23 protein-coding genes and 1 pseudogene are annotated in these 22,824 nt (G+C 66.8%); 14 read left to right on the top strand and 10 right to left on the bottom strand.

Going from position 1 to position 22,824, the window contains the following annotated elements:
• Positions 1–57 precede the first annotated feature (57 nt).
• The 5 genes from uppS to rpsB all read right to left on the bottom strand — a co-directional run bounded on the left by uppS (position 58) and on the right by rpsB (position 4,192).
• Positions 58–822: a polyprenyl diphosphate synthase gene (gene uppS, locus DK459_RS14635; RefSeq protein ID WP_026384626.1), complete on the bottom strand. Its 765-nt coding sequence runs from the start codon at positions 820–822 to the stop codon at positions 58–60.
• 169 nt (positions 823–991) lie between these two features.
• On the bottom strand, positions 992–1,552 hold the full coding sequence (frr, locus tag DK459_RS14630; RefSeq protein ID WP_006385198.1) for a ribosome recycling factor: 561 nt from the start codon (positions 1,550–1,552) through the stop codon (positions 992–994).
• Positions 1,553–1,567: 15 nt separating this feature from the next.
• Positions 1,568–2,284: a UMP kinase gene (gene pyrH / locus DK459_RS14625; RefSeq protein ID WP_006385199.1), complete on the bottom strand. Its 717-nt coding sequence runs from the start codon at positions 2,282–2,284 to the stop codon at positions 1,568–1,570.
• Positions 2,285–2,381: 97 nt separating this feature from the next.
• Positions 2,382–3,260, bottom strand: coding sequence for a translation elongation factor Ts (gene tsf, locus DK459_RS14620; RefSeq protein WP_006385200.1), 879 nt, complete (start codon positions 3,258–3,260; stop codon positions 2,382–2,384).
• A 182-nt stretch (positions 3,261–3,442) separates the two neighbouring features.
• Positions 3,443–4,192, bottom strand: coding sequence for a 30S ribosomal protein S2 (gene rpsB, locus DK459_RS14615; protein WP_006385201.1), 750 nt, complete (start codon positions 4,190–4,192; stop codon positions 3,443–3,445).
• 844 nt (positions 4,193–5,036) lie between these two features.
• On the opposite strand from rpsB, the gene map reads away from it, so the two are divergent.
• From map to DK459_RS14590, 5 genes are all read left to right on the top strand, one after another.
• The gene (gene map, locus DK459_RS14610) at positions 5,037–5,858 is read left to right on the top strand and encodes a type I methionyl aminopeptidase (protein ID WP_006385202.1); all 822 of its coding nucleotides are present in this window, start codon (positions 5,037–5,039) and stop codon (positions 5,856–5,858) included.
• A gap of 19 nt (positions 5,859–5,877) precedes the next feature.
• Positions 5,878–8,484, top strand: coding sequence for a [protein-PII] uridylyltransferase (locus DK459_RS14605; protein WP_006385203.1), 2,607 nt, complete (start codon positions 5,878–5,880; stop codon positions 8,482–8,484).
• Positions 8,485–8,558: 74 nt separating this feature from the next.
• Entirely contained in the window at positions 8,559–9,272 is a 714-nt protein-coding gene (locus DK459_RS14600) for a MarC family protein (protein WP_006385204.1), read from the top strand.
• 66 nt (positions 9,273–9,338) lie between these two features.
• The gene (locus DK459_RS14595) at positions 9,339–9,824 is read left to right on the top strand and encodes a disulfide bond formation protein B (protein ID WP_006385205.1); all 486 of its coding nucleotides are present in this window, start codon (positions 9,339–9,341) and stop codon (positions 9,822–9,824) included.
• Between the two features lie 97 nt (positions 9,825–9,921).
• A complete protein-coding gene (locus tag DK459_RS14590) occupies positions 9,922–10,434 on the top strand; it encodes a M48 family metallopeptidase (protein ID WP_054447661.1) in 513 nt (170 codons plus the stop codon).
• A gap of 77 nt (positions 10,435–10,511) precedes the next feature.
• Here the strand turns inward: DK459_RS14590 and purF are convergent, their stop codons facing one another.
• The 4 genes from purF to folC all read right to left on the bottom strand — a co-directional run bounded on the left by purF (position 10,512) and on the right by folC (position 14,792).
• Positions 10,512–12,032, bottom strand: coding sequence for an amidophosphoribosyltransferase (purF, locus tag DK459_RS14585; RefSeq protein WP_006385207.1), 1,521 nt, complete (start codon positions 12,030–12,032; stop codon positions 10,512–10,514).
• A gap of 30 nt (positions 12,033–12,062) precedes the next feature.
• Positions 12,063–12,551 carry a CvpA family protein gene (locus DK459_RS14580; protein ID WP_006385208.1) on the bottom strand — a complete coding sequence of 163 codons (489 nt, stop codon included), beginning with the start codon at positions 12,549–12,551 and terminating at the stop codon, positions 12,063–12,065.
• A complete protein-coding gene (locus DK459_RS14575; RefSeq protein ID WP_110134832.1) occupies positions 12,551–13,390 on the bottom strand; it encodes an SPOR domain-containing protein in 840 nt (279 codons plus the stop codon). The genes DK459_RS14580 and DK459_RS14575 overlap by 1 nt, the downstream gene beginning before the upstream one ends.
• A gap of 91 nt (positions 13,391–13,481) precedes the next feature.
• On the bottom strand, positions 13,482–14,792 hold the full coding sequence (gene folC, locus DK459_RS14570) for a bifunctional tetrahydrofolate synthase/dihydrofolate synthase (RefSeq protein WP_024068643.1): 1,311 nt from the start codon (positions 14,790–14,792) through the stop codon (positions 13,482–13,484).
• Between the two features lie 163 nt (positions 14,793–14,955).
• Between folC and DK459_RS14565 the strand changes: the two genes are divergently transcribed.
• From DK459_RS14565 to DK459_RS14550, 4 genes are all read left to right on the top strand, one after another.
• Positions 14,956–15,372 (top strand): cupin domain-containing protein, encoded by a 417-nt coding sequence (locus DK459_RS14565; RefSeq protein ID WP_035181776.1) that lies wholly within the window; start codon positions 14,956–14,958, stop codon positions 15,370–15,372.
• A gap of 78 nt (positions 15,373–15,450) precedes the next feature.
• Complete coding sequence (locus DK459_RS14560) at positions 15,451–16,422, top strand: tripartite tricarboxylate transporter substrate binding protein (protein WP_110134831.1); 972 nt, start codon at positions 15,451–15,453, stop codon at positions 16,420–16,422.
• Positions 16,423–16,424: 2 nt separating this feature from the next.
• The gene (locus DK459_RS14555) at positions 16,425–17,651 is read left to right on the top strand and encodes a CaiB/BaiF CoA-transferase family protein (protein WP_241064305.1); all 1,227 of its coding nucleotides are present in this window, start codon (positions 16,425–16,427) and stop codon (positions 17,649–17,651) included.
• Positions 17,651–18,817, top strand: a complete 1,167-nt coding sequence (locus DK459_RS14550; protein ID WP_020927365.1) for an acyl-CoA dehydrogenase family protein — start codon at positions 17,651–17,653, stop codon at positions 18,815–18,817. Before DK459_RS14555 ends, DK459_RS14550 begins: the two co-directional genes overlap by 1 nt.
• A gap of 37 nt (positions 18,818–18,854) precedes the next feature.
• On the opposite strand, the gene DK459_RS14545 is transcribed toward DK459_RS14550, so the two are convergent.
• Positions 18,855–19,592 carry an IclR family transcriptional regulator gene (locus DK459_RS14545; protein WP_020927364.1) on the bottom strand — a complete coding sequence of 246 codons (738 nt, stop codon included), beginning with the start codon at positions 19,590–19,592 and terminating at the stop codon, positions 18,855–18,857.
• A gap of 143 nt (positions 19,593–19,735) precedes the next feature.
• Between DK459_RS14545 and DK459_RS14540 the strand changes: the two genes are divergently transcribed.
• The 5 genes and pseudogenes from DK459_RS14540 to DK459_RS14520 form a co-directional block, all read left to right on the top strand.
• A complete protein-coding gene (locus tag DK459_RS14540) occupies positions 19,736–20,113 on the top strand; it encodes a flagellar protein FlaG (RefSeq protein ID WP_006385215.1) in 378 nt (125 codons plus the stop codon).
• Positions 20,114–20,257: 144 nt separating this feature from the next.
• Positions 20,258–21,646, top strand: coding sequence for a flagellar filament capping protein FliD (fliD, locus tag DK459_RS14535; protein ID WP_006385216.1), 1,389 nt, complete (start codon positions 20,258–20,260; stop codon positions 21,644–21,646).
• An 18-nt stretch (positions 21,647–21,664) separates the two neighbouring features.
• Complete coding sequence (fliS, locus tag DK459_RS14530; protein WP_006385217.1) at positions 21,665–22,093, top strand: flagellar export chaperone FliS; 429 nt, start codon at positions 21,665–21,667, stop codon at positions 22,091–22,093.
• Positions 22,094–22,141: 48 nt separating this feature from the next.
• A complete protein-coding gene (locus DK459_RS14525; RefSeq protein WP_006385218.1) occupies positions 22,142–22,495 on the top strand; it encodes a flagellar protein FliT in 354 nt (117 codons plus the stop codon).
• Positions 22,492–22,824: pseudogene (locus tag DK459_RS14520) on the top strand (flagellar hook-length control protein FliK); the annotation flags it as partial. The gene DK459_RS14525 and the pseudogene DK459_RS14520, both read left to right, overlap by 4 nt.

The following is a 22,824-nucleotide window of genomic DNA, read 5'->3' as shown; positions in this document are numbered from 1 at the left end:
CGGTCTCCTCGAGGTCGGCTCAGGGCCGCCGCGCGCCGCGCGGCTGGCGGCAAGCCGTTATTTGTCGCCGCTTGCGGCGAGCTGTGCGCTGGTGCGGCCGAAGCGGCGCTCGCGCGTGCGGTACCAGTCGAATGCCTCGCGCAACTCGTCGGCGCCAAAGTCGGGCCAGTAGCGGTCGGTGAAATAGAACTCGGCGTACGCCATCTGCCAGATCAGGAAATTGGAAATGCGCTGCTCGCCGCCGGTGCGGATGAACAGATCGGGCTCGGGGGCCCAGGACATGGACAGGTGCCGCGCCAGCCGCTCTTCGTCGACCAGCTGGGGCTGCGTCGCCAGGGCCGGCTCGGCCGCCAGCATGGCGCGGGTGGCCTGCAGGATGTCCCAGCGGCCACCGTAGTTGGCAGCCACCGTCAGGTGCAGGCGGTCATTGTGGGCGGTGCGGGCCTGGGCCGCGAAGATCAGTTCCTGCAGGCGCGGCTCGAAGGCCGACAGGTCGCCGATGACGTGCAACCGCACCCCCTGCTCTTCCAGCTTGCCGACCTCGCGCTCCAGCGCCTGCACGAACAGGCGCATCAGCAGCGACACTTCCTCGGCGGGCCGGCGCCAGTTCTCGGAACTGAAGGCGAACAGCGTCAGGTAACGCACCCCGGCGCGACCGCAGGCCTCGACCACGCGCCGCACCGCCTGCACGCCCTTGGCATGGCCCGCCGTGCGCGGCAGCAATCGCCGCGTCGCCCAGCGACCGTTGCCATCCATGATGATGGCCACGTGCTCCGGGATATCGCGGGTAGCGGGAACCGCCTGGGTAGAACTGGTTGCCATGGGTCTGGGGAGCGCCGTCGACCGGCGTAAAACAGGGAATACGGGAAAAATCCGCGCCGTCGATCCACTGCTGCGCCAGCGAGCTGCGAGGCAATGGATGGGACGGCGCGCGAAGGCAGCAATCCTGGCGCCGGGCGTGGCTAGCCGCCCCTGCCCGGCACTGCAAGGATTATACGGTCATGATTTCCGCTTCTTTTTGCGTGACCATCTTGTCGATGTCGGCCACGCTGCGGTCCGTCAGCTTCTGGACATCATCCTGCGCGCGACGCTCGTCGTCCTCGGAGATTTCCTTGTCCTTGACCAGCTTCTTCAGCCCTTCGTTGGCTTCGCGGCGCAGGTTGCGCACGGCCACCTTGGCGTCCTCGCCCTCGCTGCGCACGACCTTGGTCAGGTCGCGGCGGCGCTCTTCGGTCAGGGCCGGCATCGGCACGCGGATGCTGTCGCCCATGGACATCGGGTTCAGGCCCAGGTCCGATTCGCGGATGGCCTTCTCGATCGCGGCGGCCATGCTCTTTTCGTAGGGCTGGACGCTGATGGTGCGCGCGTCGATCAGGTTCACGTTGCCGACCTGGCTGATCGGCACGGGCGAACCGTAGTACTCGACCTGCACGTGGTCCAGGATGCCGGTGTGGGCGCGGCCCGTGCGGATCTTGGCCAGGTTGGTCTTGAGCGTGTCAAGCGACTTGGCCATCCTGGCTTCGGCGGATTTGCGGATTTCTGCGACGCTCATGGATTTTCCTTTTCTTTAAACGTGTACCAACGTGCCTTCGTCTTCGCCGCTGACGACGCGCTTGAGCGCGCCCGACTTATTGATCGAAAACACCTTGATCGGCAGCTTCTGGTCGCGGCACAGGGCGAACGCCGTGGCGTCCATCACTTCCAGGCGACGGACGATGGCCTCGTCGAAGCTGATGCGCGCATAGCGCGTGGCGGAAGGATCCTTGTTGGGATCCGCGCTGTAGATGCCGTCGACCTTGGTGGCCTTCAGCACGATCTCCGCGCCGATCTCGGCGCCACGCAGGGCGGCGGCGGTGTCGGTCGTGAAGAAGGGGTTGCCTGTACCCGCGGCGAAGATGACGACCTTGCCTTCTTCGAGGTAGCGCAGGGCCTTGGGGCGAATGTACGGTTCGACGACCTGGTCGATGTTCAGGGCCGATTGCACGCGGGTGTCGATACCCTTGTGCTTGAGCGCGTCCTGCAGGGCAAGGGCGTTCATGATGGTGGCCATCATGCCCATGTAGTCGGCGGTGGCGCGGTCCATGCCCTGCGCACCGGGCGCGACACCACGGAAGATGTTGCCACCGCCGATGACGATGGCCAGCTCGACGCCGGTGGCGGCGACTTCGGCGATCTCATCGGTCATGCGGACGATGGTGGAGCGATTGATGCCGAATGCATCGTCGCCCATCAGCGCCTCGCCGGAAAGTTTGAGAAGAACCCGTTTGTATGATCTGCTGCTCATAGGTGATATCCCGAAGAACAATCCGACGAAAGTTTAAGACAAGAAATAGGCCGGACTAGAAAATATCTAGCGCCGGCCTGTAAGGACTACCCTGAGATCAGGCGCGGCCGGCGGCGGCGGCGGCAACCTCAGCGGCGAAGTCGCTGGTCTTCTTCTCGATACCTTCGCCGACGACGAACAGCACGAACTTGCTGATCGAGGCGCCCTTGGCCTTGAGCATCTGTTCGACGGTGTTCTTGTCGTCCTTGACGAACGGTTGCGACAGCAGCGTCACTTCCTTCAGGAACTTCTGCACCGAGCCTTCGACCATCTTGGCGACGATTTCAGCCGGCTTGCCCGATTCGGCGGCCTTCTGCTCGGCGACCGAGCGTTCGGCGGCGATGTCGGCCGGGTTCACGCCGTCGGCGTTCAGGGCCTTCGGCTTGGTCGCGGCGATGTGCATCGCCAGGTCCTTGCCCACTTCCTCGGCGCCGGCGTATTCCACCAGCACGCCGATCTTGCCGCCGTGCACGTAGCTGGCCAGGGCGTTCGGGGTCTGGATGCGCTCGAAGCGGCGGATCGAGATGTTTTCGCCGATCTTGCCGATCAGGGCGGTACGGGTCGATTCGATGGTGCCGTCGCCGTAGGGCAGCGCCGACAGGGCGGCCACGTCGGCGGGGTTCTGGGTGGCGACCAGCTCGGCCAGCTTGTTGACGAAGGCGACGAAGTCGTCGTTCTTGGCCACGAAGTCGGTTTCGCAGTTCACTTCGATGACGGCGCCTTGCTTGGCGTCGGCCGAGATGAACAGGCCGATCAGGCCTTCGGCGGTGACGCGGGCGGCAGCCTTGCTGGCCTTGTTGCCCAGCTTGACGCGCAGGATTTCCTCGGCGCGGGCCAGGTCGCCTTCGGCTTCCGTCAGGGCCTTCTTGCACTCCATCATGGGCGCATCGGTCTTTTCGCGCAGTTCCTTGACCAGGGCGGCGGTAATTTCAGCCATGTTAGCTCCAAATTTTGCTAAGACATGCCCCGGCGGGCCGGGGCATTGGTGTGATTCGATGAGACGTCCGCAAGCAGCGGATGAGGAAGGCGGGAGTCCGCCTTCGCACTGCCGGCGAGGCGGGGGCACGCCGCTTTCCGCGACCGCCCCCAGACACTAACCGCCGGACATGACAGCAGGCTTTAGGCCTGGTTGTCCTGCACTTCGACGAACTCTTCCTGGCCTTCACCGATTTCCTCGACCAGACCGTTCAGGTTCTGTTCGCGGCCTTCCAGCACGGCGTCGGCGATGCCCTTGGCGTACAGCGCGATGGCCTTGGCCGAGTCGTCGTTGCCGGGGATCACGTAGTCGATGCCTTCGGGCGAGTGGTTGGTGTCAACCACGGCGACCACGGGGATGCCCAGGGTCTTGGCTTCGGCGATGGCGATCTTGTGGTAGCCGACGTCGATCACGAACATGGCATCGGGCAGGCCGTTCATGTCCTTGATGCCGCCGATCGACTTGTTCAGCTTTTCCAGTTCGCGCTGGAACAGCAGGCCTTCCTTCTTGATCATGCGCTCGGCGCCGCCTTCGGCGACCACGGCTTCCATGTCCTTCAGGCGCTTGACCGAGGTCTTGACCGTCTTGAAGTTGGTCAGCATGCCGCCGAGCCAGCGGGCGTCGACGAAAGGCATGCCGCAACGGGCGGCTTCGGCGGCGACCAGCTCGCGGGCGGCGCGCTTGGTGCCGACGAACAGGATGTTGCCACCGCGAGCAGCCAGCTGCTTCACGAACTTGGTGGCTTCCTGGTACTTATCAACCGTCTTTTCCAGGTTGATGATGTGAATCTTGTTGCGATGGCCGAAGATGAAGGGGGCCATCTTGGGGTTCCAGTAGCGGGTCTGGTGACCGAAGTGGACACCCGCTTCCAGCATTTCGCGCATCAAAGACATAACTTTCTCCAAGGGTTGATTTCTTGCGCCGCACCTGCATCAGCCTGTGGCTGACACCCTGGGTGGTGTTGCGCGCGATTTCCCGCACCTGCGGGATGAACAGAATTTTAACCGGGCCGGCCGATCACTGCCGCACTACTCCGACGTGCCGGGCATGTGCCCCGCGCGCCTTGCTGCCACGCTGCCGCGATAAACCCAGACGGCCGCCACGACGAAGCGCCTTGCCCCGCCTGCACGCATCGCGCCGTCCGACCCGCCAGGAAATCCCTGGCAGTTTCTTCCAGCGCACCCGGACCTGTTTTGTTGGCAGCGAAATCCAGTTCCTTCGCGTCCTGGTTTTCAACCAGGATCTTTCAACCCTGGTTTCAATCATCACGCGCATCAGTCGCCGGAGGCATTTCTTCAGGAAAACAGGGTTTCAAAACCCGGGTTTTCCAAGAACTTAAACCGGCAGCCACATCGAACCTGCATCGCTGCTCGAAAACATGACCGGGCTTGCGAGCACGCAGCGCCCCAGCCTGAGGGATGTACACGCCCAACCTTCCCGGCCCGCCGCCCTCGCCCGCCTGCCGCGCCGCCTCGCCCCGGAACCTCGCGACTGGCCCGAATTCCCACCACAACCTTCGCTTGCGATGAAACTCCAGGACCCGCCACCGATCTCACAAGATGCGGTGCGACCCAACATGCAGGGTCGAACAACCAACCAGGTGGCCTGGATGATTCCATCCCCACCCGCCGGGATCGGCGCTTGCCGCTACCCAGATTGCTCCCCAAAATTTTAGGGAAGCCTATAATTCTACTATTCTTTCAAGCAGACATTCAAGCGAGATCCGTCAGTCATTCCATGGGCACCATTACCAATCCGGCCGACCTGGCCAAAATGCGCGCGGCCTGCCAGGACGCCGCCAAAGTCCTCGATTTCATCACTCCCTACGTCAAGCCTGGCGTCACCACCGGGGAACTGGACCGCCTCTGCCTGGAATACCTGACCGACGAGCTCAAGGTGAAGTCCGCCACGGTGGGCTACGCCCCGCCCGGCTACCCGCCCTTCCCCGGCGCCATCTGCACCTCGGTCAATCACCAGGTGTGCCACGGCATCCCGGGCGACAAGGCGCTGAAAAACGGGGACTCCCTCAATATCGACGTCACCATCATCAAGGACGGCTGGTTCGGCGACACCAGCCGCATGTACGCCGTGGGCGAGCAGTCGATCCTGTCGCGCCGCCTGACCGACATCACCTTCGAGTGCATGTGGAAAGGCATCCAGCAGGTCAAAAACGGGGCCACATTGGGCGACGTCGGCAACGCCATCCAGAAGCACGCCGAGGCCAACGGCTTCTCGGTGGTGCGCGAATTCTGCGGCCACGGCATCGGCCAGCGCTTCCATGAAGACCCGCAGGTGCTGCATTATGGCAAGCCGGGCACCGGCGTGGAATTGGTGACGGGTATGTTGTTCACCATCGAGCCCATGATCAACGCCGGCCGCCGCGAGATCCGCCAGTTGTCCGACGGCTGGACGGTCGTGACGCGCGACCATAGCCTGTCGGCGCAATGGGAGCATGCTGTCTGCGTCACCGACACCGGCTACGAGGTCCTGACCCTGTCGCCCGGCATGCCCAAGCCGCCCGCCTTCATCACCGAACCGATCGTCATTCCCGCCGTCTGACCCCGGCCAGTCCGCCACCATGACCGCCGATATCCTCAGCACCCTGCGCGAACGCATTCAGGAATCCCGGCGGGCCGCGGTGGCCCAGTTCCGCGAACACGAGCGCCCCGACACCCTGCTGGGCGACCTGCGCCGCATCGTCGACGCGGCGCTACGCGACCTGGTCAAGCACACCCCCCTGCCGGCCGGCGCCACGCTGGCGGCGGTCGGCGGCTACGGCCGCGGCGAGCTGTACCCGCATTCGGACGTCGACCTGCTGATCCTGCTGCCGCACGCGCCCACCGCCGAAGACGAGTCCGCCATCGAGCGCCTGGTCGCCGCGCTCTGGGACCTGGGCCTGGAACCCGGCCATAGCGTGCGCACCATCGAGGACTGCGAACGCGAGGCCGACGCCGACATCACGGTCGAGACCGCGCTGCTCGAATCGCGCTGGCTGGCGGGCAGCCGCGCGCTGATGAAGAAGTTCGAAGCCGCCACCCAGTCGCGACTGGATGCGCGCGCCTTCTTCCGCGCCAAGCGCGTCGAGATGCAGCAGCGCCACGCGCGCTACCAGGACACGCCCTACGCGCTCGAACCCAACTGCAAGGAATCGCCCGGCGGCCTGCGCGACCTGCAAGTGATCCTGTGGATGGCGCGCGCGGCCGGTTTTGGCGAGAACTGGCGCGCGGTGGCGCAGGCCGGCCTGTTGACGCCGTCCGAGGCACGCGACCTGCGCAAGGCGGAACAGGCCTTCAAGCGCCTGCGCATCGAGCTGCACCTGCTGGCCAACCGGCGCGAGGACCGCGTGCTGTTCGACCTGCAACCGGCCCTGGCCGAGGTCTACGGCATCCACGCCACCGCCACGCGCCGCGGCAGCGAGCTGCTGATGCAGCGCTACTACTGGGCCGCGCGCCTGGTGACCCAGTTGAACGGCATCCTGGTGCAGAACATCGAGGAACGCCTGTTCCCGCGCCCGGACAGCGACGCGCGCGACATCGACGACGATTTCCGCAACCTGCGCGACCGCCTCGACATCATTCGCGACGATGGTTTCGAGCGCAATCCCACGCTGCTGCTGCGCGCCTTCCTGGTGATGCAGCAGCACCCCGAGCTGACCGGCATGTCGGCGCGCACGCTGCGCGCCATCTGGCATTCGCGCCATCGCATCGACGCGCAGTTCCGCCGCAATCCGGTCAACCGCAAGCTGTTCCTGCAGATCCTGCAGCAGCCGCGCGGCATCGTGCATGAACTGCGCCGCATGACCATGCTGAACATCCTGCCGCGCTACCTGCCGGTGTTCCGCCGCATCGTCGGCCAGATGCAGCACGACCTGTTCCACGCCTACACGGTGGACCAGCACACGCTGGCGGTGGTGCGCAACCTGCGCCGCTTCACCATGCCCGAGCATGCCCAGGAATATCCGCTGGCCAGCCAGTTGATCGCCGGCCTGGACCGCCATTGGCTGCTGTATGTGGCGGCGCTGTTCCACGACATCGCCAAGGGCCGCGGCGGCGACCATTCCGAGCTGGGCGCGCGCGAGGTGCGCAAGTTCGCCCACGACCACGGCATGGAACCCGAGGACACCAGGCTGGTGGAATTCCTGGTGCGCCAACACCTGCTGATGTCGGCCGTGGCGCAGAAGCGCGACCTGTCCGACCCCGCCGTGATCCAGGAATTTGCCGCCACGGTCAAGGACGAACGCCACCTGACGGCGCTCTACCTGCTGACGGTGGCCGATATCCGCGGCACCAGCCCCAAGGTCTGGAACGCCTGGAAGGGCAAGCTGCTCGAGGACCTGTACAAGCTGACCCTGGCCGCGCTGGGCGGCGCCCATGCCGACGCCCACACGGTGCTGACCGAGCGCAAGGAAGAGGCCGCGCGCCTGACGCGCCTGGCCGGCCTGCGCGACGACGCCCGCGAAGCCTTCTGGAACCAGCTCGACGTGGCGTATTTCCTGCGCCACGACGCTTCCGACATCGCCTGGCATACGCGCCATCTGTATCACCAGGTGACGCCGGCCCATGCGGTGGTGCGGGCCCGCCCCACCGAGCAGGGCGAAGGCCTGCAGATCATGGTCTATACGCGCGACGTGCCGGACCTGTTCGTGGCGATCTGCGGGTATTTCGACGCCAAGTCGCTGTCGGTGCAGGATGCCCGCATCCACACCACGCGCCACGGCTGGGCGCTGGACAGCTTCATCGTGCTGCTGCCCGAGGGCGCCAGCGACCTGCGCGCCCAGGCCACGCTGGTCGAACACGAACTGGCCGAGCGGCTCAAGGACATCCAGGCCGCCGCCCAGGCCACCACGGGGCGCGGCGGCTACTACGGCCGCGGGCGCCAGTCGCGCATGTCGCGCGTGTTTCCCATCATGCCGCAGGCGGAACTGCAACCCGACGAGCGCAGCACCTCCTGGCGGCTGTCGGTCACGGCGACCGACCGTCCCGGCCTGTTGCACGCCCTGGCGCGGGTCTTTGCCCAGCACGAAGTCAACCTGCTGATGGCCAAGATCATGACGCTGGGCGACCGGGTCGAAGACGTTTTCATCGTCGACGGCGCGGCGCTGGCGCGCCCGCGCAGCCAGATGCAGTTCGAGCGCGACATCCTGGACGCGCTGGCCGGCGACGAGGCCCGGCAACAGGCCGCCTGAGGCTCGCCCGCGGGCCGTCGCCAGACGGCCGCCGACCGCATACAATCCGGTTTTCGGCCTGGCGATACGGTGCGATGGAGCTAAACGAATACTTGCGGGTACTGGGGACCAGCTTCTTCTTCGCGCTGGCCACGCTGTTGCCGTTCCTGAATCCGCCCGCGATCGCCCCCATCTTCCTGTCGCTGACCGAAGGCGCCTCGTCGTCGACCCGCACGGTGCTGGCCAAGCGCGTCGCCATCAATGTCGGACTGATGCTGATCGTGGCGATGGTGGCGGGCAACGTGCTGCTGAGCTTTTTCGGCATCTCGCTGTCGATCGTGCGCGTGGGCGGCGGCATGCTGGTCATCGCCAGCGCCTGGCGGCTGGTCAATTCCCCCGACGCCGACACCGAGCGGGTCGCCCGCATGGCGGAATCGTTCACCCCGGAAATGGCCAAGACGCGGGCCTTCTACCCGCTCACCTTCCCCATCAGCTGCGGCCCCGGCTCGATCGCGGCGGCCATCACCGTGGGCGTGTCGCTGCGCGACCAGAACCACGTGCTGAGCCTGCTGCGGCTGGGCGGCTCGATCCCCGGCATCGTGGTCGTTTCGCTGACTTTGTACGTCTGCCTGCGCTTTGCCGCGCAGATGCTGCATCGGCTGGGCGATAATGGCACCGCCGTGTTCATGCGCATGTCCGCCTTCATCATGCTGTGCCTGGGCGTGCAGATCTTCTGGGAAGGCTCGCGCGAACTGCTGCTCGGCGTGTTGCAGCAGGTCATGCAACCAATTCCGATTCCCAAGGCCTAACGCCTGGCGGTCGGACTGGCCATCCCCGGGGGCCACGCCCCTGCGAACCCTTATCTTGCAACAACCATGACTTCTCGCTCAGAACGCCTGCTCCGCCTGATCGCCCTCTTCTGCTTCGGCGCCGTCGGCATCGCCCTGGTTTCCCAGTATGCCTTTGACATGCCGCCTTGCGCCTGGTGCGTGCTGCAGCGCCTGATCTACCTGGTGATCGGCGTCATCGCCCTGGTCGGTGGTTTCGGCGGCGGCCGCGCGCTGACGCGCGTTTGCGCGTCCCTGGCCGCACTGCTGTCGATCAGCGGCATCGCCGCGGCCTGGTACCAATACACCGTGGCCGCCAAGATGCTGTCGTGCGACCAGACTTTCGCCGACCGCTTCATGACCGGCATCGGCCTGGACGGCGGCGTGCCGTGGCTGTTCGGCATCTACGCCACCTGCATGGACGCGGTGGTGCCGGTGCTGGGCATCGAGTACGCCCTGTGGAGCCTGGCGCTGTTCGTGATCCTGCTGTTCATGGCCCTGCCCGCCGCCTTTGGCCGCGGCCGCGCCGCCTGAGCCGCGCCCCCGCCGTTGGACGGCCCCCACTCCAGACGCCTGCGCGCCACGGACGGCAACGGAAAATGGCCAGGCCCGCGCGGGCGGGCCTCGATCCATGCCTGACATCATGAAATACCTGACCGGTTATCCGGAATCGCTGCTGGCGCAGGCCCGCGCGCTGCTCGACCAGGGCAAGCTCGGGCCGGCGCTGCGCGCCCGCTATCCCGCCGGCGCGCACGACGTGCGCACCGACAAGGCGCTGTACGACTACGTGGTGGACCTGAAGAACACCTATATCCGCAACGGCGCGCCGCTCAGCAAGATTGCCTTCGACAGCAAGATCCACGTGATCCAGCACGCGCTGGGCCAGCACACCTTCATCTCGCGGGTCCAGGGCGGCAAGCTCAAGGCCAAGCACGAGATCCGCGTCGCCACGCTGTTCAAGACGGTGCCGCGGGAATTCCTGAAGATGATCACGGTCCACGAACTGGCGCACCTGAAGGAAAAGGACCACAACAAGGCCTTCTACAACCTGTGCCGGTTGATGGAGCCGCAATACCACCAGTATGAATTCGACCTGCGGCTCTACCTGACCCACCTGGAGGCCACCGGCGAGAGCCTGTGGTGAAACTCCCATCCGCGCGAGCCGACGGACAAAAAAAAGCCGCTCCCCAGGGAGCGGCTTTTGCATGGGGCGCGTCGACTTCAGGCGTCGTTGGCGGCGTAGCCCATGTTGAATTGCAGGCCGCTGGCGCCTTCGCCGTCGCCCGACTCCGCGCGCGACTGGCCCAGGCGAGCCAGGTATTCCGCGGTGATGTCGCCGGTGATGTACTCGCCATCGAAGCACGACGCCTCGAAGCGCGACAGCTTCGGATTGAGGTCGCGCACCGCCTGCTGCATGTCGTGCAGGTCCTGGTAGACCAGGCTGTCGGCGCCGATCGCGCGGGCGATCTCCTCGTCGCTGCGGCCGGTGGCGATCAGTTCGCTCTGCGTCGGCATGTCGATGCCGTACACGTTGGGGAAGCGCACCGGAGGCGCGGCCGAGGCGAAGTACACCTTGTTGGCGCCGGCGGCGCGCGCCATGTCGACGATCTCGCGGCTGGTGGTGCCGCGCACGATGGAGTCGTCCACCAGCAGCACGTTCTTGCCCTTGAACTCCATGCCGATGGCATTGAGCTTCTGGCGCACCGATTTACGGCGCACGGCCTGGCCGGGCATGATGAAGGTGCGGCCGACGTAGCGGTTCTTGATCAGGCCTTCGCGGTAGTCCAGGTTCAGGCGGGCGGCCAGCTGCATGGCGGCCGGGCGCGAGGAATCGGGAATCGGCATGACCACGTCGATGTCGCCCAGGCGCATGTTGCGCGCGACCTTGTCGGCCAGGTATTCACCCATGCGCAGGCGCGCGTCGTACACCGACACGCCGTCGATCAGCGAATCGGGGCGGGCGAAGTAGACGTATTCGAAAATGCAGGGCACCAGCTGCGGATTGTCGGCGCACTGGCGGCTGACGAAGCGGCCGTCCAGGTCGACGAAAACCGCTTCGCCCGGCTCGACGTCGCGCACGAAGGCGAAGCCGCTGCCTTCCAGCGCCACCGATTCCGACGCCACCATCCACTCGACGCCTTCGTCGGTTTCCTGGCGGCCGATGCACAGCGGCCGGATGCCGTTGGGATCGCGGAACGCCAGCAGGCCGTAGCCCGAAATCTGCGCCACCACCGCGTAGGCGCCGCGCACGCGCTTGTGCACGGCGGCGACGGCGCGGAACATCGCGTCGTCGTCGAGCGAGACGCCGCTGGCGGCCGACTGCAGCTCGTGGGCCAGCACGTTCAGCAGCACTTCCGAGTCGGAATTGGTGTTGATGTGGCGGCGGTCGACGCGGTAGAGCGACTCACGCAGCTCGCGCCAGTTGGTCAGGTTGCCGTTGTGGGCGAACATGATGCCGAACGGCGCGTTGACGTAGAACGGCTGGGCCTCTTCCTCGCTGGCGCTGGAGCCGGCGGTGGGATAGCGCACCTGGCCCACGCCCGAGGTACCCGGCAAGGCGCGCATGTTGCGCGTGCGGAATACGTCGCGCACCAGGCCATGCGCCTTGTACATATTGAACTGGTTGCCTTGCGACGTCGCGATGCCCGCGGCGTCCTGCCCGCGATGCTGCAACAGCAGCAAGCTGTCATAGAGCAGCTGGTTGACCGGCCCGCGCCCGATGACCCCTACGATTCCACACATGGTGAGATTTCCTGGTTGATGTAAAGCCAATCAATACGGCAGCCACGTCGCCAGGGATGGCGGCAGCCACGTCTTGATATGTTTGATGGCCTCGATGGCCGAATGCGAAAACATGGCGTCCTGCCACCACGGCTCCTGCGGCAGCGGCGTGTAGCCGGCGGCGGCGACCAGCGCCAGCACGATCAGCAGACCCCGGGCCAGCCCGAACATGCCGCCCAGGCCGTGATCGGCCGGGCTCAGTCCGGTGCTGCGGATCAAGGCGGCAAGCGTCATGTTGACCAACCCCACGCCGAGCAGCACGATAATGAAGACCACCGCGTACGAGACACCCATGCGCAGCAGCGTTGTTTCGATATAGGGCTCCAGCCAGGTATAGACCGTGGGCCCCCACCAGATCGCGGCCACGAAGGCCAGCAGATACGCGACCAGCGACAGCACTTCCTTGAGCAGGCCGCGCACCAGGCCCAGCACACCCGATACCACCAGGATGGCCAGCACGACGAAGTCGAAGCCGGTCACTACTGGGCGGCAATGAAACCGTTGTCATAGCCCAGGGTGCGCAACCGCGCCTGGGCCGCCTGCGCCGCCTCGCGCGAGGGGAACGGCCCCACCCGCAGACGGTACTGCTGCTTGCCTCCGATGGAAGCCTGCTCGACGAATGCGTTGGTCACCCCGGCCTGGTGCAGCTTGCTGCGCCGCGACTGGGCGTCCTCGGACGTGGTGTAGGCCGCGATCTGCAGCACGAAATTGCCCTTGGCGGCCTGCGGCTTGGGGGCCGGCGTGGCGGCGGGCGCCGAGCGGCCTTCCAGCAACGCCAGGGCGCGGGCGCCGTCATCCGAACGGGTCTCGGGCTTGGGCGTGGCCGGCTTGGGCTCGGGCTTGGGTTCCGGCTTGGGCGGCGTGGCCGGCTGCGTGCGCGGCGGCGTGGTGGCGGCGACCTGCGGCGGCGTGGCCGCGGGCGGCGTCGCGGCCGGCGGGGTGGCAGTGGCGGGCGGCGTGGTGGCCTGCGGCTGCGCCGAGGTGACCGGCGGCGGCGTCTGGACGGCGGCCGGATCGGTGGGCGCGGCGCCCGGGGCCGGCGTGGCGGCGGGCGCGGTGGCCTGCGGTTCGCTCACTTGCGGCTGGAACGCCGTGTTGCGCTCAGGCACCTTGATGGGAATGTTGTCGGCAACGGGCACCGGCTGCGAGTCCAGCACCATGGGCAGGATGATGACGGCGGCCAGCACCAGCGCGATGGCGCCGGCCAGCCGGCGCCGGGCGCGCCCGCGCAACTCCGCCGCCTGGACCTCGCTGGGCACCGCCGCTCGCTTGGAGGGCTGCGCCTGGTCGGCAGGATCTTTGCGTTTGAAAAAACCCATGGGAGAGAATTCCTTGCGGCGCCTTGCGGCGGGGCGGGTATGGCGGCGGACCGCCACGACGCTGCACCCGGTTTTGCTATGCCGCTTCTACCTACGCCTTGCGACCCAGAGACTGCAAAACCGAGGCCACGGTGAGAAATGATCCGAACACCACGATTCTATCATTCTCGCCCGCCCGTTCGCGCGCCGCGGCGAAGGCCTGGGCCGGATCCGCGTAGGCCGAGACACCCGGCGCCTCGGCCCCGGCGGGCGCCGCCGGCAGCGCGGCAGCCACCTGTTCGGCCAGGCGTTCGCCCGTGCCGCCGCGCGGCCCCGGCAAGCCGGCGCAGAACCAGTGGTCGACCCGGGTGCCGAGCTTGGCCAGCACACCGGCAAGGTCCTTGTCGTTGAGCATGCCGAACACCGCATAGGTGTAGGGATGGAAACCCATGTTGTCCAGGTTCTGGGCCAGCACGGCGGCGGCGTGGGGGTTGTGGGCGACGTCCAGGATCACGGTGGGCTGGCCCGGCAGGATCTGGAACCGGCCCGGCAACGAGGCCTGCAGCAGCCCCTGGCGCACCGCCTGCTGCGGCACCGGCAGGCGATCGCGCACCGATTCCAGCGCGGCCAGCGCGGCCGACGCGTTCAGCAGCTGGTTGGCGCCACGCAGCGCCGGATAGGCCAGCGCGCTGCGGCGCTGTTCGCGCCCGCCATAGGCCCATTGCTGGCGATCGCCCGAATAGTTGTAGTCGCGGCCAAACAGCCACAGGTCGGCGCCGATCTGCTCGACATGGTCCAGCAGCGATTGCGGCGGCACCGGGTCGGCGCACACGGCGGGCCGGCCGGGACGGTAGATATGGGCCTTCTCGAAGCCGATCTTCTCGCGCGTGTCGCCGAGATAGTCGATGTGGTCCAGGTCGACGCTGGTGACGACGGCACAGTCGGCGTCGACGATATTGACCGCGTCCAGGCGGCCGCCCAGGCCGACTTCCAGCACCACGGCGTCCAGCCGCGATTGCGAGAACAGGCGCAGGATCGCCAGCGTGGTGAATTCGAAGTACGTCAGCGAAGTGTCGCCGCGGGCGGCCTCGACCGCGGTGAACTGTTCGATCAGGGCCTCGTCCGAGGCGATCTGGCCGTTGACGCGGGCGCGTTCGTTGAAATCGATGAGGTGCGGCGAGGTGTACAGGCCGACCTTGTAGCCCGCGGCCAGCAGGATGGCCTCGAGCATGGCGCAGGTCGAGCCCTTGCCGTTGGTGCCGCCGACCACGAACTTCACGCCGGGCAGTTCCAGGTTCATGCGCGCCGCCACTTCCCGCACGCGCTCCAGGCCCATGTCGATCGCGACGGCGTGGATGGATTCCAGGTACTGGAGCCAATCGGACAGGGAGGCGCCGGCGGCAGGCTTGAGGGCAGAAGGCATGACGGGATCGCAAAGGTGGACAGCCCGTGATTTTAGCAGCGCGTGACCGGTGTTTTCCCTAATCCCCCAGGGCGCGGCACGGGTTCTCCGGGAAAAACCGCTTGCCGATGTTTTTCTCATACGTAAAAATAAATTCACATATGAGAATTCAAAAGGAAGGAACATGATGCAGCAGAAGACCCCGGCCTGGCTGGTCCGCGAAGCCGACGTGCCCGGCTACCACCCGGCCAACCACACCGGCACCCTGAACCGCCGCCTGATCGGTCCCGACACCGTGGGCGCGCGCGGCGTGGAGGTGCTGCTGGGGGTGATCGACAAGGGCAAGGGGGCGCTGCCGCACGCCCACCCCGGCATCGAGCAGGTCTGTTACCTGCTTTCCGGCACGGCCCGCGCCCAGGTCCAGGACGAATGGGCCGACATGGGGCCTGGCGATTGCTGCTACTTCCCGCCGGACATCCCGCACGTCTTCACCGTCACCAGCGACGAGCCGGCGCGGCTGCTGGTGATCTACACGCCGCCCTACGAAGAATCGCCCGACCGCGTCATCCGCGGTTTTCCCGCGCCCGCAACCGGCGCCTGAGGCGCCGGGGCCACCGGCATCCCCGGGCAGCGGCCGCAGAAGCCGCGCCCGGTTTCCCACCATCTGGAGAGACAAACCATGCAACTTCACCGCCTGTTGCGCGCCGCCCTGCTCGGCGGCGCCAGCCTGCTGGCCTTGCCCGCTGCCCATGCCGCGGACTATCCGAACAAACCCATCACGCTGATCGTGCCGTTCCCGGCCGGCTCGGGCACCGACGCCGTCGGGCGCATCTTTGGCGCCGAGCTGTCGACCATCCTGGGACAGCAGATCGTGGTCGAGAACAAGCCCGGCGCCAACGCCACCATCGCCGCCAACTACGTCGCGCGCGCCAAGCCGGACGGCTACACGCTGTTCGTCACCACCAACACCTCGCACTCGGCCGCGCCCTGGCTGATGAAGAACATTCCCTACGACCCGGTCAAGGACTTCACGCCCATCGCGCGCGGCGGCAACCTGCCCTTCATCCTGGTGGTCAACCCCAAGCGGCCCTGGAAGACCGTGGCCGACCTGGTGGCCGATGCGCGCCAGCACCCGGGCCGCATCACCTACGCCAGCGGCAACAGCACCGGCATCGTGGCCGGCGCCACGCTGGCCAACCGCGCCAGGATCGACATCCTGCACGTGCCTTACAAGGGCACGCCGCAAGGCCTGACCGACGTGGTCGGGGGCCAGGTCGACTTCATGTTCACCGACCTGGCATCCGGCCTGCCGTTCGTGCAGTCGGGCCAGTTGCGGGCGCTGGCGGTGTCCACCGCCGAGCGCAGCGCCATCGTGCCGGACCTGCCGTCCATGGCGGAGTCGGGCGTGCAGGATTTCGACCTGAATTCCTGGAACGGCTACTTCGGTCCGGCCGGCATGCCGCCCGAAGTGGTGGCCAGGCTCAACGACGCCATCAAGCAGGTGGTGGCCAAGCCCGACGTGCGCAAGCGCCTGGCCGGCCTGGGCTTTGACGCCTTCTCCAGTTCGCCCGAGGCCTTCGCGCAGTTCGTCAGCGAACAGCGCGACCTGTGGGGCAAGCTGATCCGCGACGCGGGGATCGAGCAGCAATGACGATGCCCCACGCAGCCCCCCCGCAGGCCGCCGGCCCCCTCGCCGGCGTGCGCATCCTGGACCTGAGCTCGGTCGTGATGGGTCCCTACGCCACCCAGGTGCTGGCCGACCTGGGCGCGGACGTCATCAAGGTGGAGTCGCCGGCGGGTGACAACATGCGCGCCGTCGGCCCCATGCGCAACCCGGGCATGGGGCACCTGTACCTACACCTGAACCGCAACAAGCGGTCGGTGGTACTGGACCTGAAGACGCCCGAGGGCCGCGAGGCCTGCCTGCGGCTGGCCGAGAGCTGCGACGCCCTGCTCTACAACATCCGCCCCCAGGCCATGGCGCGCCTGGGCCTGTCGTACGAGGCGGTGGCCGCGCGCAACCCGCGCATCGTCTACCTGGGCGCCTACGGCTTCGGCGAGACCGGCCCCTATGCCGGCCGCCCGGCCTACGACGACCTGATCCAGGGCCAGACCGGCATCGCCGCGCTGTCCGCGCAGCAAAGCGGCGACGTGCCGCGCTATGCGCCGCTGACGCTGGCGGACCGCGCGGTGGGCCTGCACGTGGGCATCGCCCTGGTCTCGGCGGTCCTTCACGCCCGCGCCAGCGGCCAGGGCCAACAGGTTGAAATCCCCATGTTCGAAGGCATGGCCCACCTGGTGCTGGGCGACCATCTGGGCGGCGCGACCTTCGAGCCGCCGCTGGGGCCCACCGGCTATGCGCGGCTGCTGGCGCCACACCGCCGCCCGTACGCCACGGCCGACGGCTACATCTGCCTGCTGATCTACAACGACAAGCACTGGCGCAACTTCTTTGCCTTGATCGGCCAGCCCGAACTCGGCCAGGACCCGCGCTTCCACACCCACGGCGCGCGCGCGGCGCACATCGACGAGGTCTACGCCTTCGTCGCCGACGTGATCCGCGCCCGTCCCAGCCAGGACTGGCTGCGGGACCTGGCGCAAGCCGACATCCCCGCCTCGCAGCTCTACACGGTCGACGACCTGCTGGGGGACGAACACCTGGCGGCCACCGGCTTCGTGCAGCAGCAGGACCACCCCACCGAAGGCCGCCTGCGCACCCCCGCCCCCCTTGGCCGCTACCAGGGCACGCCGACCGCCATCCGCCGCCCGGCGCCCACGCTGGGCCAGCACAGCCGCGAAGTGCTGGCCGAGGCCGGCTACGACGACGCGGCCATCGACGCCCTCTTCTCCCATCGCATCACCCAGGACGGAACCCACTGATGGACTTCGAATTCACCCCCGACCAACTGGCCCTGCGCGACGCCGTGTCGCGCATCTGCGAACGCTATCCCGACGACTACTGGCTGGAACGCGACCGCGAGGGCGGTTTCCCCGAGCCGCTGCACGCCGACCTGGCGCGCGACGGCTGGCTCGGCATCGCCATGCCGCAGGAGCACGGCGGCGCCGGCCTGGGCATGACCGAGGCCGCGCTGATGATGCAGACCATTGCCGCCTCGGGCGCCGGCTTCACCGGCGCCTCGGCCGTGCACATGAACATCTTCGGCCTGAACCCGGTGGTGGTGTTCGGCAACGACGAGCAGCGCGCCCGCTGGTTGCCGCCGCTGATCTCGGGCCGCGAGAAGGCCTGCTTCGCCGTGACCGAGCCCGATGCCGGCCTGGACACCACCAAACTCGGCACCCGCGCCGTGCGCCAGGGCAACGAATACGTGGTGCATGGCCGCAAGATCTGGATCTCGACCGCCCAGGTGGCCGACAAGATGCTGCTGCTGGCGCGCACCACGCCGCTGGCGGACGTGGCCAAGCCCACCCAGGGGCTGTCGCTGTTCTATACGGACCTGGACCGGGCCAAGGTCGAGGTGCGCGAGATCGAGAAGATGGGCCGCAAGGCGGTGGACTCGAACATGCTGTTCATCGACGGCCTGCGGATTCCGGTCGCCGACCGCATCGGCGAGGAAGGCCGCGGCTTCGAATACATCCTGCACGGCCTGAATCCGGAACGCATCCTGATCGCCGCCGAGGCGGTCGGCATCGGCCGCGCCGCCCTGGAGCGGGCGGTGCGCTATGCAGGCGAGCGCAAGGTGTTCGGCCGGCCGATCGGCCAGAACCAGGGCATCCAACATCCCCTGGCGCAGGCCTGGATGCAGTTGGAGGCCGCCGACCTGATGGTATTCAAGGCCGCCAGCCTGTACGACGCCGGCCAGCCCTGCGGCCCGGCCGCCAACGCCGCCAAGTACCTGGCGGCCGAAGCCGGCTACAACGCCTGCCAGACGGCGGTGATGACACTGGGCGGCATGGGCTACGCCAAGGAATACCACGTGGAACGGCTGCTGCGCGAAAGCTTCATTCCGCGCATCGCGCCGGTCAGCCCGCAGCTGATCATGTGCTTCATCGCGGAAAAAGTGCTGGGGCTGCCGAAGTCCTATTGAACCCGCGCCCGTCCGCGCCGGCCGGCCACGGCCGGGCTCAGGATTGCTGTTCCAGCCCGGTGCAGGCCGAACGCAAAATGCGGGCGTATTCCTCCTGGCACGGCTCGATGCGGTAGATCGGGCCGCCCACCGAGATGGCGTAGTGCTCGCCCGACAGCGTCACCGGCCAGGCGATGGCGCCGACATCGGGAATCGACTCGCCGCTGTTCATGAACCAGCCGCGCTGGCGCGACCGGTCGATGTCCTGCAATACCGCGTCGCGGGTGACCAGCGTGCGCTCGTTGTAGCGTGTCAGCGGCGTGGCCGCCAGGAGCGCATCGCGGGCCGGCCCGTCCATCAGCGACATGAGCGCTTTCCCCAGCGAATTGGCGTGTACGTCCTTGAACTCGCCGGCAACCGGCGCGTATCGGATCGTATGGGGCGAGTCCAGCACATCCAGGTAGACCACCCGGCCGTCCTGCGCCAGCTTGGCGAACACGACGGTTTCGCGGGTCGCGTCGCGCAGCTCGACCAGGCTGGGGTAGACCCGGTCCAGCACCGGATCGGCGCGGGCGATGCGCTGCGCCATCGCCAGCAGGCGGCCGGTCGGGTAGTACCCCTGGCGGCGGCCGGTTTCATAGAGATAGCCCAGCCCGGTCAGGGTGCGGATCAGCGCCAGGCAGCTGGATACCGGCACGTCCAGCAGCCGGGCCAGTTCCGACAGGGGCAATGCGCGCTTCTCCCGGGCGTAGGTTTCGATGATTTCTATGACTCGCAACGCCGTCTTGACACTCATTGCCCGATCCCAACTTGTTAGCACATGAAACATCCGTCCGCGCCCGGGCCTAAAGTTCCCTGCGGGACTGCCGTAATCGTAGCTGAGAATTCCCTGAAAACAGCGCGTTCCTCCGAGACGCCCACATCGCCGTTGGAGTGATCATGGCCGTAACCCCCTTAGCCCCCGCTACGTTCGCGCCGACGCCGGTCGCGCCCGTGCCGGTCGCCGTCGATCCGTCGGTCACCGTCGCGCCGCCGGTCGCCAGCAGCCAGAGCGGCGGCGCCGACACCGCCACGTCGGAGCAGTCGACTTCCCAGAAGCTGCCCCTGGAAAAGGCGCTCGATGAAATCAACGAGCAAATGAAGGCCTGGTCCACCCAGCTGCAGTTCGAGGTCGACCCCGACGTGCACCAGGTGGTGGTGTCCGTGGTTGACGCCGAATCAGGGGACGTCATACGCACCATCCCGAGTGAAGCCGTACTGAAGATCGCCAAAATGATCGTCAACATGCAAGGAAACGGCATCAAAACCACGGCTTGATATGGCACCCGATATTTTCTGCTGTGCCCGTTTTGGCGCCAATCGATGATGGAAGCATCGAATTAGGCCCGCCTTATGCCCTTACCCGGCCAATCGCCGGCACCCTATTTTTGACAGAATCGCATCGCTAGGAAGGAATTTCACATGGCCTCTATCACTAACCTCGGTTCGGTTTCCGGTCTGCCCCTGGAAAAGATCCTGTCCGACCTGCAGACCGCCGAGGATAAGAAGCTCTCGATCTACACCACCCGCGCCGAAAGCTACAAGACCCGCATCGACGCCTACGCGCAGTTGCAAAGCGCGCTGGAAGCCCTGCAGAAGTCGGCCGGCGTGCTGGGCAAGACCGAGACGATGGCTGCCATCAAGGGCAGCGTGACCGGCGGTAACGCCTTGACGGCCACCGTGGCCGCCGAGGGCGCCGTCGCGGGCCAGTACACCATCACCGTGAACAACCTGGCCCGTGCCCAGAGCCTGCAATCGGGCGCCGTGGCCGACCGCACCGCCAAGCACGGCGACACCGGCTCGTTCGAGATCGAACTGGCCGACGGCACCAAGCGCACCATCGACCTGAAGGGCGACACCTCGCTCAACGGCATCGTCAAGGCCATCAACGCCGACGACAAGTCCGGCCTGCGCGCCACCGTCATCAACGACGGCAACGGCAACAACTACCTGATGCTGACGGCCAAGGACACCGGCGTCCAGGCCTCGGTCAAGAACATCACCGTCACCGGCGACCAGTCGCTCAAGGACATCCTGTCCTTCAGCACCGCCGCCGACGGCACCACTACCGGCATGGCCAACACCAAGGCCGAAGACGCCGAAGTGGTCATCAACGGCATCACGGTCAAGAGCGGTTCGAACAACGTGTCCAAGGCCATCGACGGCGTCACGCTGAACCTGACCGAGAAAACCGAGGCCGGCAAGCCGATCACGCTCAAGCTCGAATCCGACACGTCGGTCGCCAACAAGGCCATCCAGGACTTCGTCAAGACCTACAACGCGCTGCAGACGACCATCAAGAACCTGACGGCCTTCGACGCAAAGGCCGCCACCAACCAGCCGCTGACCGGCGACGGCACCACGCGCTCGATCCAGTCGTCCGTGACCAACGCGCTGCAGGCCGTGCTGGGCGAAGGCACCGTCCGCTCGCTGGCCGACCTGGGCATCACCACCGACCCGCAGACGCGCCAGCTCAAGCTTGACCAGACCAAGCTGGACAAGGCGCTGACCGGCAACCCCGCCGACGTCACCAAGCTGCTGACCGGCGAACACGGCCTGGCCAAGAACTTCGAAGCCGCCTTCAAGGACGTGCTGGGCAGCACCGGTTCGCTGAAGACACGCACCGACGGCCTGGCCAAGACGATGAGCGACCTGGACGCCCAGCAAAAGCGCGCCAAGGCCGCCAGCGACGCGGAAATCGACCAGATGCGCACGCGTTTCGTGGCGCTGGACAAGTTCTACATGCAGATGCAGACCACCGCCAACTACCTGACCCAACAATTTGCGGCGATGAACAAATCGAGCAAATAACCTGTAGAAGATGCATTAATGACTTACGCCGCCCGCCGCCCCACAGGGTCCCAATCCGTCCGCTCCTACGCCGATATCGGCCTGGAAACCCAGGTGCTGGGCGCGAGCCCCGAGCGGCTGATCACCCTGCTGTACCTGGGTGCCCGGGCAGCGATCGGGCAGGCGCGCATCCACCTGCAGGAAGGTCGGGTCGCCGAGCGCGGCGCGGCTATCTCGAAAGCGATCAAGATCGTCGATGAAGGCTTGAAGACCGGGTTGAACATGGAGGCCGGCGGCGACATCGCCGCCAACCTCGCCCGGCTCTACGATTACATCGTCCGCACCTTGCTGACGGCAAATCTGAAAGCGGATACCGAGCAACTCGATATCGCCGACCGCCTGCTGGCGGACCTGGCCGAGGCTTGGCAAACCTCCATCGACCGACCGGCTGGCATAGCGCAGCCCTGATGGCCCAGAAACACAAATCCAGCCAGCCATCGAACGCCCGAGATTTCCATGACGTCCCTTACCCAGTACTCATCCCCCATTCTGGAACACTACCAGGAGATCGCTCTCATCACGGGCGAGATGTTGACGGCCGCCCAGGCCGGCGACTGGGATACGGCGATGGCCCACGGGCAGCAATACTGCGAGCTGGTCGAACGCCTGCGCATCGCGGAACCGACCGCGCCGCTGGATGAGGCCGGCCGCGCCATGAAATACGACCTGCTGGTGCGCATCCTGGAAAACGACGCCATGACGCGTGACCTGGCGCTGCCGCAACTGGCCCGGCTGGGCGAACTGCTGGGCCGCATGAAGCGCCAGCAGACCCTGCTCTCGGCCTACGGCTACCAGGCGCCTGAAGCATGAGCGTAGGTCCCGCGGCACTCGGCAATGTCCTAGTGCAGCGGTTGGACGCCGTGCTTGGCACGACGATGTCCGCCGCCAGCGCCAACCAGGTGTCCGGCGCGCGGCCGGATGCGGTCAGCCAGCCAGGCAACCTGGACAAGCCCGGCTCGGCCGACGGCTCCAATCGCGACCCCCGGCAAGGCATCCAGACCGGCGGCGCCCGCGGCGATCGCCCGGCCACCGTCATCGATGCCAAGACCGCGGCCGCCCTGGCGCTGGCCGCGCGCGGCCTGGTCACCAGCAGCGACACCACCGCCTCGGCGCCCACCACCCTCGGCACCACCGCACGC

This window comes from Achromobacter sp. RW408 (assembly GCF_003184165.1).
Taxonomy (GTDB): domain Bacteria; phylum Pseudomonadota; class Gammaproteobacteria; order Burkholderiales; family Burkholderiaceae_B; genus Achromobacter; species Achromobacter xylosoxidans.
This window is presented reverse-complemented; position numbering and strand designations above follow the sequence as displayed.

Bases quoted from the DNA above. Each gene is read 5' to 3' on its own strand.
- pyrH (WP_006385199.1), bottom strand. From the start codon at position 2,284: ATGAGCAGCAGATCATACAAACGGGTTCTTCTCAAACTTTCCGGCGAG.
- DK459_RS14555 (WP_241064305.1), top strand. From the start codon at position 16,425: ATGCCCCACGCAGCCCCCCCGCAGGCCGCCGGCCCCCTCGCCGGCGTG.
- folC (WP_024068643.1), bottom strand. From the start codon at position 14,792: ATGCCTTCTGCCCTCAAGCCTGCCGCCGGCGCCTCCCTGTCCGATTGG.
- DK459_RS14560 (WP_110134831.1), top strand. From the start codon at position 15,451: ATGCAACTTCACCGCCTGTTGCGCGCCGCCCTGCTCGGCGGCGCCAGC.
- DK459_RS14550 (WP_020927365.1), top strand. From the start codon at position 17,651: ATGGACTTCGAATTCACCCCCGACCAACTGGCCCTGCGCGACGCCGTG.
- uppS (WP_026384626.1), bottom strand. From the start codon at position 822: ATGGCAACCAGTTCTACCCAGGCGGTTCCCGCTACCCGCGATATCCCG.
- DK459_RS14595 (WP_006385205.1), top strand. From the start codon at position 9,339: ATGACTTCTCGCTCAGAACGCCTGCTCCGCCTGATCGCCCTCTTCTGC.
- fliS (WP_006385217.1), top strand. From the start codon at position 21,665: ATGACTTACGCCGCCCGCCGCCCCACAGGGTCCCAATCCGTCCGCTCC.
- DK459_RS14600 (WP_006385204.1), top strand. From the start codon at position 8,559: ATGGAGCTAAACGAATACTTGCGGGTACTGGGGACCAGCTTCTTCTTC.
- frr (WP_006385198.1), bottom strand. From the start codon at position 1,552: ATGAGCGTCGCAGAAATCCGCAAATCCGCCGAAGCCAGGATGGCCAAG.
- DK459_RS14525 (WP_006385218.1), top strand. From the start codon at position 22,142: ATGACGTCCCTTACCCAGTACTCATCCCCCATTCTGGAACACTACCAG.
- map (WP_006385202.1), top strand. From the start codon at position 5,037: ATGGGCACCATTACCAATCCGGCCGACCTGGCCAAAATGCGCGCGGCC.
- purF (WP_006385207.1), bottom strand. From the start codon at position 12,032: ATGTGTGGAATCGTAGGGGTCATCGGGCGCGGGCCGGTCAACCAGCTG.
- rpsB (WP_006385201.1), bottom strand. From the start codon at position 4,192: ATGTCTTTGATGCGCGAAATGCTGGAAGCGGGTGTCCACTTCGGTCAC.
- DK459_RS14575 (WP_110134832.1), bottom strand. From the start codon at position 13,390: ATGGGTTTTTTCAAACGCAAAGATCCTGCCGACCAGGCGCAGCCCTCC.
- DK459_RS14605 (WP_006385203.1), top strand. From the start codon at position 5,878: ATGACCGCCGATATCCTCAGCACCCTGCGCGAACGCATTCAGGAATCC.
- DK459_RS14545 (WP_020927364.1), bottom strand. From the start codon at position 19,592: ATGAGTGTCAAGACGGCGTTGCGAGTCATAGAAATCATCGAAACCTAC.
- DK459_RS14540 (WP_006385215.1), top strand. From the start codon at position 19,736: ATGGCCGTAACCCCCTTAGCCCCCGCTACGTTCGCGCCGACGCCGGTC.
- fliD (WP_006385216.1), top strand. From the start codon at position 20,258: ATGGCCTCTATCACTAACCTCGGTTCGGTTTCCGGTCTGCCCCTGGAA.
- DK459_RS14590 (WP_054447661.1), top strand. From the start codon at position 9,922: ATGCCTGACATCATGAAATACCTGACCGGTTATCCGGAATCGCTGCTG.
- tsf (WP_006385200.1), bottom strand. From the start codon at position 3,260: ATGGCTGAAATTACCGCCGCCCTGGTCAAGGAACTGCGCGAAAAGACC.
- DK459_RS14565 (WP_035181776.1), top strand. From the start codon at position 14,956: ATGATGCAGCAGAAGACCCCGGCCTGGCTGGTCCGCGAAGCCGACGTG.